General features: G+C 65.4%; 19 protein-coding genes, 1 tRNA gene and 1 pseudogene. 10 read left to right on the top strand and 11 right to left on the bottom strand.

The window, feature by feature from the left end; all coding sequences use genetic code 11:
- Window positions 1-180: 180 nt before the first annotated feature.
- The gene (locus AC1DBL_RS06295; RefSeq protein WP_476925694.1) at window positions 181-723 is read right to left on the bottom strand and encodes a GNAT family N-acetyltransferase; all 543 of its coding nucleotides are present in this window, start codon (window positions 721-723) and stop codon (window positions 181-183) included.
- A 22-nt stretch (window positions 724-745) separates the two neighbouring features.
- The gene (locus AC1DBL_RS06290) at window positions 746-1,297 is read right to left on the bottom strand and encodes a cysteine hydrolase family protein (protein ID WP_476916746.1); all 552 of its coding nucleotides are present in this window, start codon (window positions 1,295-1,297) and stop codon (window positions 746-748) included.
- A gap of 89 nt (window positions 1,298-1,386) precedes the next feature.
- Between AC1DBL_RS06290 and AC1DBL_RS06285 the strand changes: the two genes are divergently transcribed.
- Both AC1DBL_RS06285 and AC1DBL_RS06280 read left to right on the top strand, forming a co-directional pair.
- The gene (locus AC1DBL_RS06285) at window positions 1,387-1,803 is read left to right on the top strand and encodes a DUF3054 domain-containing protein (RefSeq protein ID WP_476925693.1); all 417 of its coding nucleotides are present in this window, start codon (window positions 1,387-1,389) and stop codon (window positions 1,801-1,803) included.
- Window positions 1,804-1,890: 87 nt separating this feature from the next.
- Window positions 1,891-2,172: an Lrp/AsnC family transcriptional regulator gene (locus AC1DBL_RS06280; protein ID WP_146337532.1), complete on the top strand. Its 282-nt coding sequence runs from the start codon at window positions 1,891-1,893 to the stop codon at window positions 2,170-2,172.
- A 40-nt stretch (window positions 2,173-2,212) separates the two neighbouring features.
- Here AC1DBL_RS06280 and trpD read toward each other — a convergent pair whose 3' ends face one another.
- Complete coding sequence (gene trpD / locus AC1DBL_RS06275; RefSeq protein ID WP_476892501.1) at window positions 2,213-3,271, bottom strand: anthranilate phosphoribosyltransferase; 1,059 nt, start codon at window positions 3,269-3,271, stop codon at window positions 2,213-2,215.
- Between the two features lie 112 nt (window positions 3,272-3,383).
- Here trpD and ctaE point away from each other — a divergent pair, with 112 nt between their 5' ends.
- From ctaE to qcrB, 4 genes are all read left to right on the top strand, one after another.
- On the top strand, window positions 3,384-4,058 hold the full coding sequence (gene ctaE / locus AC1DBL_RS06270; protein WP_217500973.1) for an aa3-type cytochrome oxidase subunit III: 675 nt from the start codon (window positions 3,384-3,386) through the stop codon (window positions 4,056-4,058).
- Window positions 4,059-4,144: 86 nt separating this feature from the next.
- Window positions 4,145-4,933: a cytochrome bc1 complex diheme cytochrome c subunit gene (gene qcrC / locus AC1DBL_RS06265; RefSeq protein ID WP_138769290.1), complete on the top strand. Its 789-nt coding sequence runs from the start codon at window positions 4,145-4,147 to the stop codon at window positions 4,931-4,933.
- A gap of 101 nt (window positions 4,934-5,034) precedes the next feature.
- The gene (gene qcrA, locus AC1DBL_RS06260; protein WP_441417765.1) at window positions 5,035-6,105 is read left to right on the top strand and encodes a cytochrome bc1 complex Rieske iron-sulfur subunit; all 1,071 of its coding nucleotides are present in this window, start codon (window positions 5,035-5,037) and stop codon (window positions 6,103-6,105) included.
- Window positions 6,083-7,762: a cytochrome bc1 complex cytochrome b subunit gene (qcrB, locus tag AC1DBL_RS06255; RefSeq protein WP_441417764.1), complete on the top strand. Its 1,680-nt coding sequence runs from the start codon at window positions 6,083-6,085 to the stop codon at window positions 7,760-7,762. Before qcrA ends, qcrB begins: the two co-directional genes overlap by 23 nt.
- A gap of 79 nt (window positions 7,763-7,841) precedes the next feature.
- Here the strand turns inward: qcrB and AC1DBL_RS06250 are convergent, their stop codons facing one another.
- Window positions 7,842-8,651, bottom strand: a complete 810-nt coding sequence (locus AC1DBL_RS06250) for a GntR family transcriptional regulator (protein ID WP_476892500.1) — start codon at window positions 8,649-8,651, stop codon at window positions 7,842-7,844.
- A gap of 188 nt (window positions 8,652-8,839) precedes the next feature.
- Between AC1DBL_RS06250 and AC1DBL_RS06245 the strand changes: the two genes are divergently transcribed.
- Complete coding sequence (locus tag AC1DBL_RS06245; RefSeq protein WP_476892499.1) at window positions 8,840-9,130, top strand: HPr family phosphocarrier protein; 291 nt, start codon at window positions 8,840-8,842, stop codon at window positions 9,128-9,130.
- A gap of 90 nt (window positions 9,131-9,220) precedes the next feature.
- Here the strand turns inward: AC1DBL_RS06245 and AC1DBL_RS06240 are convergent, their stop codons facing one another.
- From AC1DBL_RS06240 to AC1DBL_RS06225, 4 genes are all read right to left on the bottom strand, one after another.
- Window positions 9,221-9,622, bottom strand: coding sequence for a cytochrome c oxidase subunit 4 (locus tag AC1DBL_RS06240; RefSeq protein WP_441417762.1), 402 nt, complete (start codon window positions 9,620-9,622; stop codon window positions 9,221-9,223).
- Complete coding sequence (ctaD, locus tag AC1DBL_RS06235) at window positions 9,619-11,343, bottom strand: aa3-type cytochrome oxidase subunit I (RefSeq protein WP_441417761.1); 1,725 nt, start codon at window positions 11,341-11,343, stop codon at window positions 9,619-9,621. Before ctaD ends, AC1DBL_RS06240 begins: the two co-directional genes overlap by 4 nt.
- Before the next feature lie 12 nt (window positions 11,344-11,355).
- A complete protein-coding gene (gene ctaC / locus AC1DBL_RS06230) occupies window positions 11,356-12,228 on the bottom strand; it encodes an aa3-type cytochrome oxidase subunit II (protein ID WP_476892498.1) in 873 nt (290 codons plus the stop codon).
- A 205-nt stretch (window positions 12,229-12,433) separates the two neighbouring features.
- A complete protein-coding gene (locus tag AC1DBL_RS06225; protein WP_138769282.1) occupies window positions 12,434-12,823 on the bottom strand; it encodes a HesB/IscA family protein in 390 nt (129 codons plus the stop codon).
- A gap of 139 nt (window positions 12,824-12,962) precedes the next feature.
- Between AC1DBL_RS06225 and AC1DBL_RS06220 the strand changes: the two genes are divergently transcribed.
- Window positions 12,963-13,217 carry a hypothetical protein gene (locus AC1DBL_RS06220; protein WP_476892497.1) on the top strand — a complete coding sequence of 85 codons (255 nt, stop codon included), beginning with the start codon at window positions 12,963-12,965 and terminating at the stop codon, window positions 13,215-13,217.
- Here the strand turns inward: AC1DBL_RS06220 and AC1DBL_RS06215 are convergent.
- A tRNA-OTHER gene (locus AC1DBL_RS06215) sits at window positions 13,199-13,278 on the bottom strand. The genes AC1DBL_RS06220 and AC1DBL_RS06215 overlap by 19 nt on opposite strands.
- A gap of 140 nt (window positions 13,279-13,418) precedes the next feature.
- A pseudogene (locus AC1DBL_RS06210) lies at window positions 13,419-13,787 on the bottom strand (peptidase dimerization domain-containing protein); the annotation flags it as partial.
- A gap of 216 nt (window positions 13,788-14,003) precedes the next feature.
- Here AC1DBL_RS06210 and AC1DBL_RS06205 point away from each other — a divergent pair.
- Window positions 14,004-14,423 carry a hypothetical protein gene (locus AC1DBL_RS06205; protein ID WP_476892496.1) on the top strand — a complete coding sequence of 140 codons (420 nt, stop codon included), beginning with the start codon at window positions 14,004-14,006 and terminating at the stop codon, window positions 14,421-14,423.
- Window positions 14,424-14,643: 220 nt separating this feature from the next.
- Complete coding sequence (locus AC1DBL_RS06200; RefSeq protein ID WP_476892495.1) at window positions 14,644-15,243, top strand: DUF3043 domain-containing protein; 600 nt, start codon at window positions 14,644-14,646, stop codon at window positions 15,241-15,243.
- Between the two features lie 111 nt (window positions 15,244-15,354).
- Here AC1DBL_RS06200 and AC1DBL_RS06195 read toward each other — a convergent pair whose 3' ends face one another.
- The gene (locus AC1DBL_RS06195; RefSeq protein WP_476925692.1) at window positions 15,355-16,428 is read right to left on the bottom strand and encodes a quinone-dependent dihydroorotate dehydrogenase; all 1,074 of its coding nucleotides are present in this window, start codon (window positions 16,426-16,428) and stop codon (window positions 15,355-15,357) included.
- Between the last annotated feature and the right edge of the window lie 30 nt (window positions 16,429-16,458).

The raw sequence follows: 16,458 nt of genomic DNA, 5'->3' as shown, positions 1-16,458 counted from the left end.
CCAGGACGAGGCTGGCGGCAAGACCGGCCATTGTTACTGCGGTGATGTACCCGGCACGATTGGATTTCATTTTTGTTACCCCCAATATCTGTGAAGGCGGGCTAAACGTCCCGCTAGATATAAGGTTTCCCGGGCGTGGCCAGAAATTACGGAGCCGCCAAAAATCTCTAAAGCCAGGCCTCAGGGCAGTGCCGGCGCGCCCTGCTCGTCTGTCTCGACCCAGTAGCGCCGCTTGCCGTTGCGGGTGTCTTCGTAGACGCCGCCGTTGCGTTCGATGGTCGCCCTGGATCCGGCGTTGTCCTCGTCGCAAGAGATCAGGACCCGGGAAATTCCGAGTTCCTTCGCCACCGGCAGGGCGTCGGCCAGTGCCTTGGCTGCGTGGCCGCGGCGCCGTGCGGACGGCCTGACGCTGTAGCCGATGTGGCCGCCCTCGTTGAGGAGGAAACTGTTCAGCTCATGCCTAATGGCCAGCGAGCCCAGGAAGGTGTCGCCGTCCACAATCCACAGGTAGGTGCACGGGACGTATCCGGGCTTCCGGGGGGTCTCCGGTAACGCGTTGTTGACGAGCGCACCGACGAAGCGGCGGAAGGTGGCGGTGTCCTTGAGATCATCCAGCGGCCAGTCCTCGGCGCCGCCGCCGTCCCTGTGGGCACCGTCGAACTCTGCTGCTCCCTCCAGCCAGGAGGAGTGGTAACGGATGTCTGGAACAATGAGGCGGGCCATCAGACGATCCTATGCTCCGGGATCAGTCGAACATCACTGTATTGGTCGCCACGACGCCCGCCGCACGCCCCGGCGCCGACTGGTTTTGCCAGTAGAGGTTTGTGTGGGCGATCACCAGCTCCGGCGGCGGTGCGCCCCAAGCCGAAAGATCCTCTGTGGTGTGCGCGTCACCCACCAGGGTCACGTCGTAGCCACGCACAAACGCCCCGTGGATGGTGGATCGGATGCACTCGTCCGTTTGCGCTCCCGCAACGAGGATTCGCCCGACGCCGCCAGCGGCGAGCACATCTTCGAGGTCCGTAGCCTCGAAGGAATCACCGTAGGACTTGTGCACCAGAGGTTCGTGCTCCGCCCGGGACAGCTCAGGAACATACTGCCAGGCCTCGCTCCCCCGCTCCAGCTGCGCATCCGAATGCTGGACCCAGATGATCGGGACGGCGGCTGCACGAGCCTTGTCGACGAGTTCGGCGATGTTCGCAACGACGGAATCGCGCTCGTGGGCGCCTTCCACCACCCCGTTCTGCACATCGATCACCATCAAGGCCGTGTTGGGCCGATCCGACAGCGTTGTCATGATCATCTCCTTGCTCGCAGCTGTGGTTCCTCAGGTCATCATGCTGGGCCGCGACGGCGTCCCGCAATGGCCGCAGCTAGGCTGGAGGTATGCCAGCCAACACTTCCCCGGTCCCCCAACCGCCATCGAATGCACGAGTGGCCCTGCTGGCCGCCGCCGGCGACGCCGTCCTGATCCTGCTCTTCGCCGCGATCGGACGCGACGCCCATCAGCGTGGCGAGATCATCACCGGGGTCCTGGCGACGGCCTGGCCGTTCCTCGCCGGCGCCGCCGTGGCATGGCTCGCCCTGCGCCCGTGGCGGGGTCCCCTGGCGCTCTGGCCGGCCGGCGTCGCGGTCTGGCTCGGCACGGTGGCGGTCGGCATGCTGCTCCGGGCCCTCACCGGGCAAGTTGTGGTGCTGCCGTTCGTGATCGTGGCGCTGCTCAGCCTGGCCGTTTTCCTGCTCGGCTACCGCCTTTTGTTCGCGGCCACACGGCGGCTCCGGGCAGGGCGCCGGCGGAGCTGATGCACTAGGCTTGCAAGCAGATGGCACGGCCTCAATGGGGCCAATCAACAAGCCAGCAACGGCGCACCAGATCCGAAAGGCCCCCACGTGATCACCGCTTTCGTCCTGATCAAGACAGACGCTTCCGCCATCCCGGAGACGGCTGAAAAAATCTCCGCGATTCCCGGCATTAGCGAGGTCTATTCCGTGACCGGCGAATGGGACCTGATCGCAATCGCACGCGTCGCCAAGCACGAGGAGCTCGCCGACGTCATCGCGGACAAGCTCTCCAAGGTCCCGGCCGTGGTGCACACCACCACGCACATCGCCTTCCGCGCCTACTCGCAGCACGACCTCGACGCGGCGTTCGCCTTGGGCTTCGAACAGTAGCCGGCCCAGCGGGCACGGAGCGCCGCCAGCCGGAGGGAAATTAGTCGCGGGAGAGTGCGACCCAGCGGTCCAGCACCGCGGCTGCCGCGCCCGAATCGACGGACTCCTCGGCCCGCTTCATCGCAGCTGCCATCCGTTCGGTCAGCGGACCCGAGGCGTCCAGGTCGAACGACACCAGACCGGCAGCGGCGTTCAGCAGCGTGGCATCCCGTGCCGGGCCAGGCTTTCCGGCAAGCACCGAGCGGACGACGGCGGCGTTGGCGGCAGCGTCGCCGCCGCGCAGTTCCTCGACAGTCGCCTGGCGGATACCAAGATCGCGGGGGTCGAATTCCTGCTCAATAACCTTGCCGTCGCGGATTTCCCAGATCCGCGACGGACCCGTGGTGGTCAGCTCGTCCAGCCCGTCGTTGCCGCGGAACACCAGGCCTCGGCTGCCGCGCTTGGCAAGCACGCCGGCCACCAGCGGCGCCATCCGTTCATTAGCGACGCCGACGGCGGACGCCTGGACGTGCGCCGGGTTGGTCATCGGTCCCAGGAAGTTGAAGGCCGTGGGGACACCCAGCTCGCGGCGCGCGACGGCGGCATACCGCATTGAGGGGTGGAAGACCTGCGCAAAGCAAAAGGTGATTCCAGCCTCTTCGGCGTTCCGGGCTACCCGCGGGATGGGAAGGTCCAGCCGGACACCCAGCGCCTCCAGCACGTCGGCGGAGCCCGAGCTCGACGACGCCGCCCGGCCACCGTGCTTGACCACCTTGGCGCCCGCTCCGGCCGAGACGAGAGCGGCCATGGTGGAGATGTTGACAGTATTCAGCTGGTCTCCGCCGGTGCCGACGATGTCCAGCTTTTGACCCGCGATCTCGATCGGGTTGGCGGAGTCGATCATCGCCTCGACGAGGCCCGTGAGTTCTTCCACCGTCTCACCCTTGGCGCGCAGCGCCACCAGGAAGCCGGCCACCTGGGCCGGCGTAGCTTCGCCGGACATGATGGAGTTCATCGCCCACTCAGTATCGCCGGCGCTGAGGTTCGTGCCGAGGATGAGGGCGCCGATGAGGCGCGGCCAAGTCTTGCCTACAGCCTGTGCAGATGCCTGAGAAGTCACGTTCTGATGCTATCGAGCCGGGGGCTGCAATGCCCAATGCGAAGGGGTCCCGGAACTTTTCCCCGCGATTTCGCGTCTTTGTAGAAAAAGTCCCCCCAAAACGCGGGTTGCGTTGGGCAGGACGGACTTTTACAGACATAATGTCTATGTGACATCTGCGACCCATGCCCCCAGTACCCCGGCGCACCCGACGCTGAATCGCCCGAACATGGTTTCCGTTGGAACCGTCGTCTGGCTGTCCAGTGAGTTGATGTTCTTCGCCGGTCTCTTTGCCATGTACTTCACACTCCGTTCGACTTCCGGACAGATGTGGGCCGAAGAGACAGCCAAGCTCAACTTCCCCTTTGCGCTCGTAAACACGATCGTCCTCGTGGCCAGTTCCTTTACTTGCCAGATGGGCGTCTTCGCCGCCGAACGGCTCCAGCCGCGCAGGCTCGGCGGGCCCCTGAGCTTCACCCGCTGGGGAATGAACGAGTGGTTCACACTCACATTCATCATGGGTGCGTTCTTCGTGGCCGGCCAGGCGACCGAGTACGCCATGCTCGTCTCCGAGCACGTCTCGCTCTCTTCCAACGCCTACGGTTCCGCGTTCTACATGACCACCGGCTTCCACGGCCTGCACGTCATCGGCGGCCTGATTGCCTTCCTGCTCATCATCGGACGCTCCTTCGCAGCGAAAAAGTTCGGACACTTTGAGGCAACCTCCGCGATCGTCACCTCGTACTACTGGCACTTCGTCGACGTCGTATGGATTGGCCTCTTCCTGGTCATCTACGTCCTCAAGTAGCCCCACTTGTCTCTCTTTCTACAAGAGATAGAATTTCAAGAAGCGGCTCCCGGAGCCAACGCAGGATCGAATAAAGGAACCACCACGTGAAGGCACTCTCGCAGAAGCGACGTCACCCACTGGCAGCAGTTGCACTGTTGCTGATGGGCCTCCTCATCACTGGTGGGCTGTACGCCGTCGCCACCACCGTCAACCAGGCCAAGGCCGACACCACGAGCTTCAGTGCAAGCGACGCAGAAGAGGGCGGCAAGCTGTTCGCCGCCAACTGCGCCACCTGCCACGGCATGGGTGCCAGTGGCTCGCAGGCCGGACCGTCGCTCGTTGGCGTCGGCGCCGCCGCCGTTGACTTCCAGGTTGGCACCGGCCGTATGCCCATGCAGATGAACGGCCCGCAGGCTTACAAGAAGCCCGCCCAGTTCAACGAGGAGCAGACCCACCAGCTCGCGGCTTACGTCGCTTCGCTCGGCCCCGGCCCGTCCATCCCCGAGGCAGGTGTTCTCGATGAGAAGGGCGACGCCGCCAAGGGTGGCGAGCTGTTCCGCACCAACTGCGCCATGTGCCACAACGCTGCTGCAGCCGGCGGCGCGCTGACCCGGGGCAAGTTCGCCCCGGCTCTCGCTGACGTCTCCGGCAAGCACATCTACGAAGCCATGGTCACCGGCCCGCAGAACATGCCGGTCTTCTCCGACGCCAACGTCTCCCCCGAAGGCAAGCGTGACATCATCACCTTCCTGAAGCAGATCGAAGCCAACGGCTCCCCCGGCGGCAACGACCTGGGCGCCCTGGGTCCCGTCTCCGAAGGCCTGTTTGTTTGGATTGCCGGCCTGGGCGTCATCATCGCCTTCACCATCTGGCTGACTTCGCGGACGTCCTAGACGGACCGCGGCACCTGTAAGAATTTTCTGCTGATCCGTCAGCAGTTTGAATTGAAAACTAACTCGACACTGGTCGAGACGAGAGAAGGATGAGGCGAATTATGGGCAACCATAGTGACGGCAGTCCGAACCACTCGGGCACCGTAGCTACGGCTGGTCAGAATGAGGTGGAGAAGTTCCAGGATCCTGGAATTCCTCCGCATCGTTTGCGCCTGGCTGACACGGACCCGAGGGCCGCCAAGCGAGCGGAACGGCAGGTGGCCATTCTGTTCGGCGCCTCGGTCGTTGGCACCCTGATATTCCTGGTGGCGTACTTCGCCATCGATCTTGGAAATGACTCCTCGATCGCCACTATCCGGCTGCAGAACATGCTGCTGGGTATCGGCACCGCCTTTGCCATGCTGGGCATCGGCACCGGCATCGTGCACTGGGCCAAGGCCCTTATGCCGGACCACGAAGTGTCGGAAGAGCGCCACGCCATCCGCACCGAAGAGGACCGCCTGGCCGCTGTCCGGATTGTCGACGACATCGTCGAGGAAACCGGCATCAAGCGCCGCCCGCTGATCCGCAACACCCTGCTTGGGGCCGTCGCCCTGGCGCCGTTGCCGGCCCTGGCCGTCTTCGGCGACCTCGGTCCCCGCCCGGACAACAAGCTGGCGCACACCATGTGGGCCCCGGTTGGCGGCAAGACCAAGCGTCTCACCCGCGACCCCGATGGCACCCCCATCAAGGCCTCGGACGTCACCATCGGCTCGGCTTTCCACGTCATCCCGGAAGGGCTCAACGAGCTCGAAGAAGGCAAGTTGAACGAGAAGGCGAAGTCCGTCGTCCTGCTCATGCGCCTTAACCCGGAGTCCCTCAAGCCCTCCCCGGGCCGCGAGGACTGGAGCTACAACGGAATCGTTGCCTACTCCAAGATCTGCACCCACGTTGGTTGCCCTGTTGCCCTGTACGAGCAGCAGACCCACCACCTGCTGTGCCCGTGCCACCAGTCAACCTTCGACCTGACCCAGGAATGCAAGGTTATCTTCGGCCCGGCCAGCCGGCCGCTCCCGCAGCTGCCCATCGCCGTAGACGACGAGGGCTACCTTTACGCTACGAGCGACTTCCATGAACCCGTTGGACCTAGCTATTGGGAGCGTGCTGAGCATGAGCGCAACATCAACCCCTAACGCCTCCCCCTTCGTCGCCAAGACCAAGGGCGGCCGCATTACCGATTTTGTTGACCAGCGCGTGGGCGGTTCCGGAATGCTCCGGGAATTCGGCCGCAAGGTCTTCCCGGACCACTGGTCCTTCATGTTCGGCGAAGTGGCCCTGTACTCTTTCGTCATCCTGCTGCTCTCCGGCACCTTCCTGACCTTCTTCTTCGACCCGTCGATGGCGGAAACCCACTACCAGGGTTCCTATCTGCCGTTGAAGAACGTCGAAATGTCGGTGGCCTACAGCTCGTCCCTGAACATCTCCTTCGATGTCCGCGGCGGCCTGTTCATGCGCCAGGTCCACCACTGGTCCGCGCTGCTCTTCGTAGCCTCGGTTTCGGTGCACATGCTTCGGGTCTTCTTCACCGGCGCCTTCCGCAAGCCGCGCGAAATGAACTGGGTGGTGGGCAGCGTGCTGCTCATCCTCGCCATGGCCGCCGGCTTCACCGGCTACTCCCTCCCCGATGACCTGCTCTCCGGCAATGGCCTGCGCATCATCGACGGCGTGATCAAGTCCATCCCGGTGATCGGCACCTACATCTCGTTCTTCCTCTTCGGCGGCGAATTCCCGGGCACGGCTATTATCGGGCGCCTGTACATGCTCCACATCCTGCTGGTTCCCGCGCTCATCCTGCTGATGATCGTCGTGCACCTCTTTATGGTGGTCGTGCACAAGCACACCCAGTACCCCGGCCCGGGCCGCAACGACGGCAACGTCGTCGGCTACCCCCTCGGCCCGGTTTATGCGGCGAAGGCCGGCGGCTTCTTCTTCATCGTGTTCGGCGTCATCGCGCTGATGGCCGGTTTCTTCACCATCAACCCGATCTGGAACTACGGCCCGTACGACCCCTCCCCCGTCTCGGCCGGCACCCAGCCTGACTGGTACATCGGCTTCGTTGACGGCGCCCTGCGCCTGATGCCGGGCACCTTCGGGAACTGGCACGTCGAGCAGGTCTGGTTCGGCCACGTCTTCACGTTCAACGTGCTGCTGCCGGCGCTGGTCCCTGCGGGCATCCTGTTCACCGTGATGTTCACCTACCCGTGGATCGAACGCTGGATCACCAAGGACGACCGCGAGCACCACGTCCTGGACCGTCCCCGGAACGCGCCGACCCGCACCGCCATCGGCATGGCCGGCTTCGTCTGGTACTGCGTGATGTGGGCTGCTGCTGGTTCCGACCTCATCGCCACCCACTTCCACGTGGCCTTGAACGACGTCACCTACTGGCTGCGCGCCCTGTTCTTCATTGGCCCGGTACTCGCCTTCATCATCACGAAGCGCGTCGCCCTGGCCCTGCAGCGCAAGGACCGCGAAATCGCCCTCCACGGCCGCGAGACAGGCCGCATCGTGCGGCTGCCGCACGGTGAGTTCATCGAGGTCCACGCCCCGCTGAACGAATACAAGCGCTACAAGCTGGTCGGCTTCGAATCCCCGTCGCCGCTCCCGGCCGAGCCGAACAGCCACGGCGTCGTGGACCGCAAGGAAAAGCGTCGCGCGATGCTTTCCAAGTGGTTCTTCGAGGACCGGGTCGCTCCGGCAACCCCGGCCGAACTCGCGGCGGCCCACGGCCACCACGGCGAGCACGAGTCGATCGAACCGGCTGCGGAGCAGAAGAGCCTCAGCCACTAAGACACGGCATTAGTCCACAGAAAGGCCCGGTCCACCAGGACCGGGCCTTTCTGCGTTTCCAAGGACTCCGCGCTGGTTGTCAGGGGCGGTAGCCGGAGGCGTAGTTCCGTGTGGGACGGACCCCGGGGCGCTGCAGCGGCACCCAGAGCTTGTAGCGGTCCGCCCGGTAGTAGGAGACCGAGTAGTCGACCATGGCCCGGGCCACGAAGGCGTGGCGCTGGATCTTCAGCAGCGGTGAGCCGACCTCCACGTTGAGCAGGCGCGCCGTGGACGGAGACGCAGCCGTCGCCTCGATCATGTCCTCGCCCCACTCCATCACCAAGCCGTACCGCTCGCTCAGGACGTTGTAGAGCGACGTCGGCGGCTCGCCGTCGAGCAGTCCGGGCACGCGGTGCGCGGGGATGAAGTTCTCGTCCACGCTCATTGGCTCACTGTCCGCCAGCAGGAGTCGCCGGAACCGCACCAGGGGTGTTCCCTCCTCGAGCTGCAGTTCGCGGGCCAGAAAGGCGCTGGCGTTGATCTGTTCAAAGCTGAGCACCTTGGCGGCCGGGACCATGCCGCGTCGCTGCATCTCCTCGCTATACGAGGTCAGTTTGACCTGGAGGTCCAGCTTGGGCTTGCGGACGAAGGTGCCGAGGCCCACCACGCGCTCGATCACTTCTTCGCCCACGAGCGCATCGATGGCCTGGCGCACGGTCATCCTGGCCAATCCGAAGCGTTCGGAGAGGTCCCGTTCGGAGGGAAGCGCCGAACCCGGCGGGCAGGAGCTGGCAATGTGGGCGCGGAGGATTTCGCGGAGCTGGACGTAGATGGGGGTGCCGCTGGTCCGGTCAATGTCACCGGCCATCCGGACCGCGTTAGAGCCCACGGAGGCGCCTGCTGCAATCATTCATCCCTTAAGCCTAAGGCACTTTCCCAGCAGGTCTAGACCACTCAGGTCTGCCCGGTTCGCCCGGGACTTCTCCCCCGGCTACGCTGGATATGCGCCCCGCCGGCCTGTCGTATCGGGACCAGTTGGCCGGGGGCCCCCAGCGCCGGGCCGGCACCGCCCGGCGCGTCACGATTGAAGGAGTTCCATTGCCAGCACGCAAGGCGGTCGTCCAGGCCTCGATCGGACTGCACGCCCGCCCCGCGGCCGCGTTTGTCCGGGCCGTGACGCAGACCGGATTCGCCGTCACGATCAGCAAGGACGGCAGGCCGGGCGTGGATGCACGGTCCCTGCTGGAGGTCATGACCGAGGACTTCGCCTGCGGTTGCGAAGTGGAGCTGGCGGTACGGCCGGAGACGGTCCCAGACGATGCAAGTCTCGCCGACGCTGAGCGCGCCCTCACCGAGCTCTGCGCCCTGCTCGAGTCCCAGTCCGGCTGACCGGCCGCCACGCCCGCTGGGCACAGGCAAACGACGGCGGGCCCCCACCAAAAGGTGGGGGCCCGCCGTCGTTGCTGTCAGTGTCCGGCGCTAGTGCGCGTGGTCACCGCGGCTGTACTCATAGACCCAGCCCACGAGCGCCACCACGGCGAGGCCGCCGGCGATGAACGTGATCCAGAAGCCCACGGCCAGGCCGAGGAAACCGCCCGCGCATGCCAGGCCGAGAACCAGAGGCCACCAGCTCCAGGGGCTGAAGTGGCCCTGCTCGCCCGCGCCTTCGTGGATCTCAGCGTCGCTGCGGTCCTCGGGGCGCATGCCGACCCGACGGCCGGTGAAGCCCAGGTAGGCGCCGATCATACCGGCCAGGCCTGCAACCAGCAGGACACCCAGGATGCCGACCCATTCGGACCAATGCGTCATGAAGCCGTAGACGATGGCAACTGGGACGAAGAAGAAGACTCCCAGTCCAAAAATCCTTGATTCGATTTTCACTGGGCCTGATCCTTCTGGTCGGCGTTACCGAGCGTCGCTGCTGCCGGAGCGGGCGAGTCGACGGTGTAGTACTGGGAGAGCTCGGGGTGGTGCAGGTCCAGGGCAGGACGCTCCGAGCGGATCCGCGGCAGCGAGGTGAAGTTGTGACGCGGCGGCGGGCAAGACGTCGCCCATTCGAGCGAGGCGCCGAAGCCCCAGGGGTCATCGACCGTGACCTTCTCGTTGCTGCGCCAGGTGATGTACACGTTCCAGAAGAACGGAATCAGCGAGGCGCCGAGGAGGAAGGACGAGTAGGTGGAGAACTGGTTCATCCAGGTGAAGTTGTCCTGCGGCATGTAGTCCGCGTAGCGGCGGGGCATGCCCTCGACGCCGAGCCAGTGCTGGATGAGGAAGGTGCCGTGGAAGCCCAGGAAGAGCATCCAGAAGTGGATCTTGCCGAGACGCTCGTTGAGCATCTTGCCGGTCCACTTCGGCCACCAGAAGTAGAAGCCTGCGAACATCGCGAACACCACGGTGCCGAAGACCACGTAGTGGAAGTGCGCCACGACGAAGTAGGAGTCGGAGACGTGGAAGTCCAGCGGCGGTGAGGCCAGGATGATTCCGGTCAGGCCGCCGAAGAGGAAGGTGGCCAGGAAGCCGATGCTCCACAGCATGGGGGTTTCGAAGGTGATGGAACCCCGCCACATGGTGCCGATCCAGTTGAAGAACTTCACGCCGGTGGGAACCGCGATCAGCATCGTCATGAAGGAGAAGAACGGCAGCAGGACCGAGCCGGTGACGTACATGTGGTGCGCCCACACGGTCACGGACAGTGCGGCAATCGAGATCGTCGCATAGACGAGGCCCTTGTAGCCGAAGATCGGCTTGCGGCTAAACACCGGGAAGATCTCGGAGACGATGCCGAAGAACGGCAGCGCGATGATGTACACCTCGGGGTGGCCGAAGAACCAGAACAGGTGCTGCCAGAGGACGGCGCCGCCGTTCTCCGGGTCGAAGATGTGGGCGCCGAAGCGGCGGTCCGCGCCGAGGGCGAAGAGGGCGGCGGCCAGCGGCGGGAACGCCATGAGCACCAGAATCGCCGTGACCAGAACGTTCCAGGTGAAGATCGGCATCCGCCACATCGTCATGCCCGGGGCGCGCATGCAGATGATGGTGGTGATGAAGTTGACCGCGCCGAGAATGGTGCCGAAGCCGGAGAGCGCCAGGCCGAAGACCCAGAGGTCACCGCCCACGCCGGGGCTGAAGGTCGTGTTGGACAGCGGCGCGTAGGCGAACCAGCCGAACGACGCCGCACCCTGCGGGGTGATGAAGCCGGACACGGCGATCGTGGAGCCGAACAGGAAGAACCAGAAGGCCAGCGCGTTCAGCCGCGGGAAAGCGACGTCGGGGGCACCGATCTGCAGCGGCATGATCACGTTGGCGAAGCCGGCGAACAGCGGCGTCGCGAACATCAGCAGCATGACGGTGCCGTGCATGGTGAAGAGCTGGTTGTACTGCTCTTTGGTCTGCAGGATCTGCATGCCGGGCTCGAAAAGCTCCGCACGGATCAGCAGCGCCATAACGCCGCCGAAGCAGAAGAACACGAAGGACGAGATCAGGTACATGTACCCGATGGTCTTGTGGTCGGTGGAGGTGATCCAGTTGACGACGATGCGCCCCTTGGATTTGGGTACTACGGGAGCCTCAAGGATCCCTGAGGGCTGAGAGTAGGTCGTTGCCACTTCGCGCTCCCCTTACTTGTTCTCGGTCGGGGCCGGGTTGCGGTCGTACTCTTCGCCGAGCAGTCCGGTGTTGCCGTCCTGGCGGAGCTGGTCCAGGTGGGCCTTGAACTCCGAATCGGAGACAACCTTCACGCGGAACAGCATTTCGGAGTGGTACTCACCACAGAGTTCGGCACATTTGCCGTCGTAGGTTCCCTCTTTGGTGGGGGTGAACCGGATGTAGTTGGTCTTGCCCGGGATCATGTCGCGCTTCTGCAGGAAGGCGGGAACCCAGAAGGAGTGGATGACGTCGCGGGCGTTCAGCTCGAGGTCAACCGACTTGTTGACCGGCAAGTAAAGCGTAGGCAGCTTTTCCTTGTCCACGTTGTTGCCGGTGAGGTGCGCCTGGACGCCGGCCTCGTGGACGTCGTCGGTAACGACGTCGCCCTTCTTGTAGTTGAAGTCCCAGGCCCACTGCTTGGCGCGGACGTCGACGACGACGTCGGCCGGCTGGTCACGGTTGTCGATCGCTTGCTGGTCGCGGTCGGTGAAGTAGAAGAACACCAGGACCATAAACAGCGGAATCGTCAGGTAGAAGACCTCGAGGGGCAGGTTGAAGCTGTTCTGGCGCGGGAAACCGACCGTGCCCTTCCGCCGCCGGTACGCGACGATGACCCAAATCATCAAGCCCCAGGTGATGATGCCGACGACCAGCGCGGCAATCCATGAGTTGACCCAGAGGTCCATGATGCGGTCAGTGTGGTTGGTGGTGCCACGCTCAGTGGGCAGCCACCCTTTCTGTACCTCTGGTGAACATCCAGTCAAAGCCAACGCGCCGGCTAGTGCCAAGCCAGTGATCGTAGTGATCTGTTTGCGTCGGCTGCCGGTTCGGTTCTGCGAACTCACAGACGGCCCTTCCTACTTGTTGCTGTCGCCCGGCCGCCGTCGGCGTTCCGGGCACACTAAAAGTTTTACTACTCGGTGTAGAGCTTACCGCTCCCCGCGAGTTTTCGCCCACATGTCCGCGCCGTGCCTCGATGGAGTTTTCGGCGGTTCCGGCGGCCATCCCCTGGACGGCACTAAGGCCGGGCGGATTGCCCGGCCTTAGGCCTTAGTGGAAGGAGTCCCCGCAAGCGCAGGATCCGCCCGCATTCGGGTTGTCAATGGTGAAGCCCTGCTTCGAGATGGTGTCCTCGAAGTCGATGCTCGCGCCGCTGAGGTAAGGGACGCTCATCTTGTCCACAACGACCTCGACGCCGTCGTAGTCGCGGACGGCGTCACCCTCGAGGAGCCGCTCATCGAAGTACAGCTGGTAGATCAGCCCGGAACAACCGCCCGGCTGCACGGCAACGCGGAGCCGAAGATCAGTGCGGCCTTCCTGTTCCAGCAGGCTGCGGACCTTCCCGGCGGCCACATCGGTCAGCTGGACCTCGTGGCTGGCCAGTTCCTGGTCCGCCTGGACGGTGGTGTCGGCGCTGTTTTCATTGGTTGTAGTGCTCATGGCCTACCTTCTTACGACGGTCGTGGCGGCTCCGCCTGCGCGGTGCCCGCCCCTACTTAAACGGTATGGGCTATAGCTACATGCTACGTCGATCAGACGTGTAGCTCTAACTCCTGACGTAACCGTCAACGCCGGCTGGATGTTCCCCGGAAATGCCCACCCGGCAGAGCCGGAGATCCAGCCGGCGACCCAGCCGCAGGCGTTCCGCTTAGGCCAGGCCTTCCGCGTTCAACCGGGCCAGCAGGAACGCCTCGGCCACGATTGCGTTGCGGAAGTCGTCGAGGTGGAGCGACTCGTTGGCGCTGTGCGCCCGCGAATCGGGATCCTCAACGCCGGTGACCAGGATCTGCACGTCCGGGTACAGCTCGGTCAGGTCGGCGATGAACGGGATTGAACCGCCGATCCCGGTCTCGACAGCCGGCACGCCCCACGCCTCACCCAGCGCCCACATCGCCATGGTGGCGGCGGTGGAGGACGTGTCCGTGAGGAAGGCGTTGCCGCTCTCCCCCGGGGTGAACACCACCTCGGCGCCGAACGGCGCGTGGGATTCAACGTGCCGGCGGACCGCTTCCATGGCCTCGGCCGGGTCCTGGCCGGGGGCCAGCCGCAGGCTGAACTTGGCGCGGGCCCGCGGCAGCAGGGTGTTGGAGGCAACGTCCACGGCTGGGGCGTCGAAACCGATGATGGACAGCGCGGGCTTGGTCCACATGCGCGAGGCGATGCTCCCGGTGCCGGCGAGCTTGACGCCGTCGAGCACGGAAGCGTCCTTGCGGTACTCCTCCTCGGTGAGGTCCACTTCGGCGTCGTCGCGGCTGACAAGGCCCTCGATCGCCACGCTGCCTTCGTCGTCGTGCAGGGTGGCAATCAGCCGCGCCAGCAGCGTCGGGGCGTCAAGGACCGGGCCGCCGAACATCCCGGAGTGGACCGCGTGGTCCAGTACCTTGACCTCAATGGTGCCGTCCACCAGGCCGCGCAGGCTGGTGGTGAGGGCCGGGATGCCGACCTTCCAGTTGGACGAGTCGGCGACGACGATCACGTCGGAGCGCAGCAGTTCCTGGTGGGTTTCGAGGAACGAACGGAAGGTGGGTGAGCCTGCTTCTTCCTCACCTTCGAAGAAGAAGGTCACGCCCAGGCCCAGCTCCTCCCCCAGCACCCGGGTCACCGCGGAGTAGGCGGCGACGTGGGCCAGGATCCCTGCCTTGTCATCCGCGGCACCGCGGCCGTAGAGGCGGCCGTCGCGTTCGACGGCGGTGAACGGCTCGGTCTCCCAGAGCGCGAGGTCGCCGGTCGGCTGAACGTCGTGGTGGGCGTAGAGCAGGATGGTGGGCTTGCCGGCTGCGGCGGGGCGGCGTGCGACGACGGCCGGCCCGCCCGGGGTGCCATCCTCCTTGTCGCAGCGCAGGATCCGGACGTCCTCGAAGCCGCTGCCGCGGACCAGTTCGGCGACGGCGTCGGCGCTGGCATTCAGCGGAGCAGGATCGAAGCTGGGCCAGGCGATGCCCGGGATCGCTACGAGCGCCTTCAACTGCTCGACGGTGGCGTCAAAGGACTCGGTAACGGCCTGACGGAGGGCGGCGGCATTGATGGAGCCGCCGGCTGAGGGCTGCGGGGTCCCCGCGGGTGATGAAGTCATGGCCAAAACACTACCCGTGTCCGGCATCACGACAAATGCGCCACGGCGCTCCCGCGGCGGCTCTGCGGCGGCCCGGGAGACGTTTACCCCGGCGCTGAAACCGGCGCGATTTACGGCTGGGATCACCGCCGCCCCGGTCCGGTGTGGGCTGGGTCTCGGGCGAGCCGCCGCAGGGTATTCTGTAGGGGTGTTTGGACGTAAAAAGGAAGCGCCCCTGGCGCAGGACGTAGTTGACCAGCAGGTGGCCGAGGCAGCAGCCCGGGACGCCGCCATCGGCAAGGGCGCACCCACGCCCAAGCGGAGCGCCCAGGTGGCTGCCCGCAAGCGCCCCTTGGTTCCGGAGGACCGCAAGGCCTCCCGGGCGGCCGAGCGCACGGCGATCGCGGACCAGCGCCTCAAGATGCGCCAGGCCATGGATACCGGTGACGAGAAGTTCCTGCCGCTGCGTGACAAGGGCCCGCAGAAGCGCTTCGCCCGCGACTACGTGGACGCCCGTTTCAGCCTTGGCGAATACCTGATGTTCGGCGCCCTGGTCTTCGTGATCATCTCCCTGCTGGTCCCGGCGAGCAGCGATCAGATGATCTACGTCCTCGGCGGTTTCTGGGTCATGTTCCTTGCCGTCTTCGTGGACGTCTTCATCCTGTCCCGGAAGCTCAAGAAGCGTCTGGCCGAGAAGTTCGGCGAGGTGGAGCGGGGCACCGTCTGGTACGGCTCCATGCGATCCCTGCAGTTCCGCCGCCTCCGCCTTCCCAAGCCCCAGGTCAAGCGCGGCGACTTCCCCGCCTGAATCCGGCCATCGAAAAGCCCCCGGCAGTTGGACTGCCGGGGGCTTTCGCGTTTCCGGAATCCGCGCGGGCGTGCTGGGTGGGAGCCCGCCCTGGCGGGAGGAGACCGCCGGTTAGCGGCGGGCCGGCCGCTTCGCCAGCTCGCGGTTGATCTTCGCCGCCCAGAAGGGACCCTCGTACAGGAACGCAGTGTAGCCCTGCACCAGGGTGGCGCCGGCCTCAAGCCGGTCCCGGACGTCCTGTGCGGTCTCGACCCCGCCGACCGAAACCAGCGTGATGGCCCCGCCGGTCGCGGCCTGGAGCCGGGCCAGGACTTCCAGTGATCGCTTCCGGAGCGGGGCACCGGAGAGGCCCCCGGCGCCGCACGCCTCAATCTGTTCCGGGCTGGAGACCAGTCCGGCGCGGGCGATGGTGGTGTTGGTGGCGATGATGCCGTCCAGCTTCAGGTCCAGCGCCAGCCTGGCGACGTCGTCGATGTCCTCGTCGCTGAGATCCGGGGCGATCTTCACCAGCAGAGGCACGTGCCGGCCGGCGGCGTTGTCCGCGGCCTCCCCCACCGCGGCCAGCAGCGGGCGCAGGGTGCTGACATCCTGCAGCAACCGCAGGCCCGGGGTGTTCGGGGAACTGACGTTGACCACCAGGTAGTCGGCGGCCGGGGCCAGGCTGCGGGCACTGATCAGGTAGTCCTCCACGGCATCCTCAAGCTCCACCACCTTGCTCTTGCCGATATTCACACCGATCACCGGGCGGACCCCGGGATAGCGGCGCTGCAGGGCAGCCCGGGCGGAACGGAGCCTGGGCGCCACGGCCGCGGCACCGTCGTTGTTGAAGCCCATCCGGTTGATCACGGCGCGGTCCTCGATCAGGCGGAACAGCCGCGGCGCCGGGTTGCCCGGCTGGGCCTGCCCGGTGATGGTGCCCACTTCGATGTGCCCGAAGCCAAGGTCGGTCAGCGCTTCGATCCCGTGGCCCTCCTTGTCGAAACCCGCGGCCAGCCCGAAGGGCGAGGGGAAGGTCAAGCCGAATGCCTCGGTCCACAGCGCTGCGGACGGCGCCGTGAACCGTTGCAGCACGCGGCCGGCGCCGCAGCGGTTGGCCAGCCGGATGCCTAGAAAACCGATCTTGTGGGCGCGCTCGGCGTCCATCCAGGAGAAGGCGAGCCGGAAGAAGGTGGGATATACGCGCATACCCCTAGTTTTCCGGTTCCGGCCGCGCAA

The organism is Arthrobacter sp. 10T44 (genome assembly GCF_056393885.1).
The sequence above is the reverse complement of the archived record's forward strand: the minus strand, read 5'-3'. Positions and strand labels throughout refer to the sequence as shown.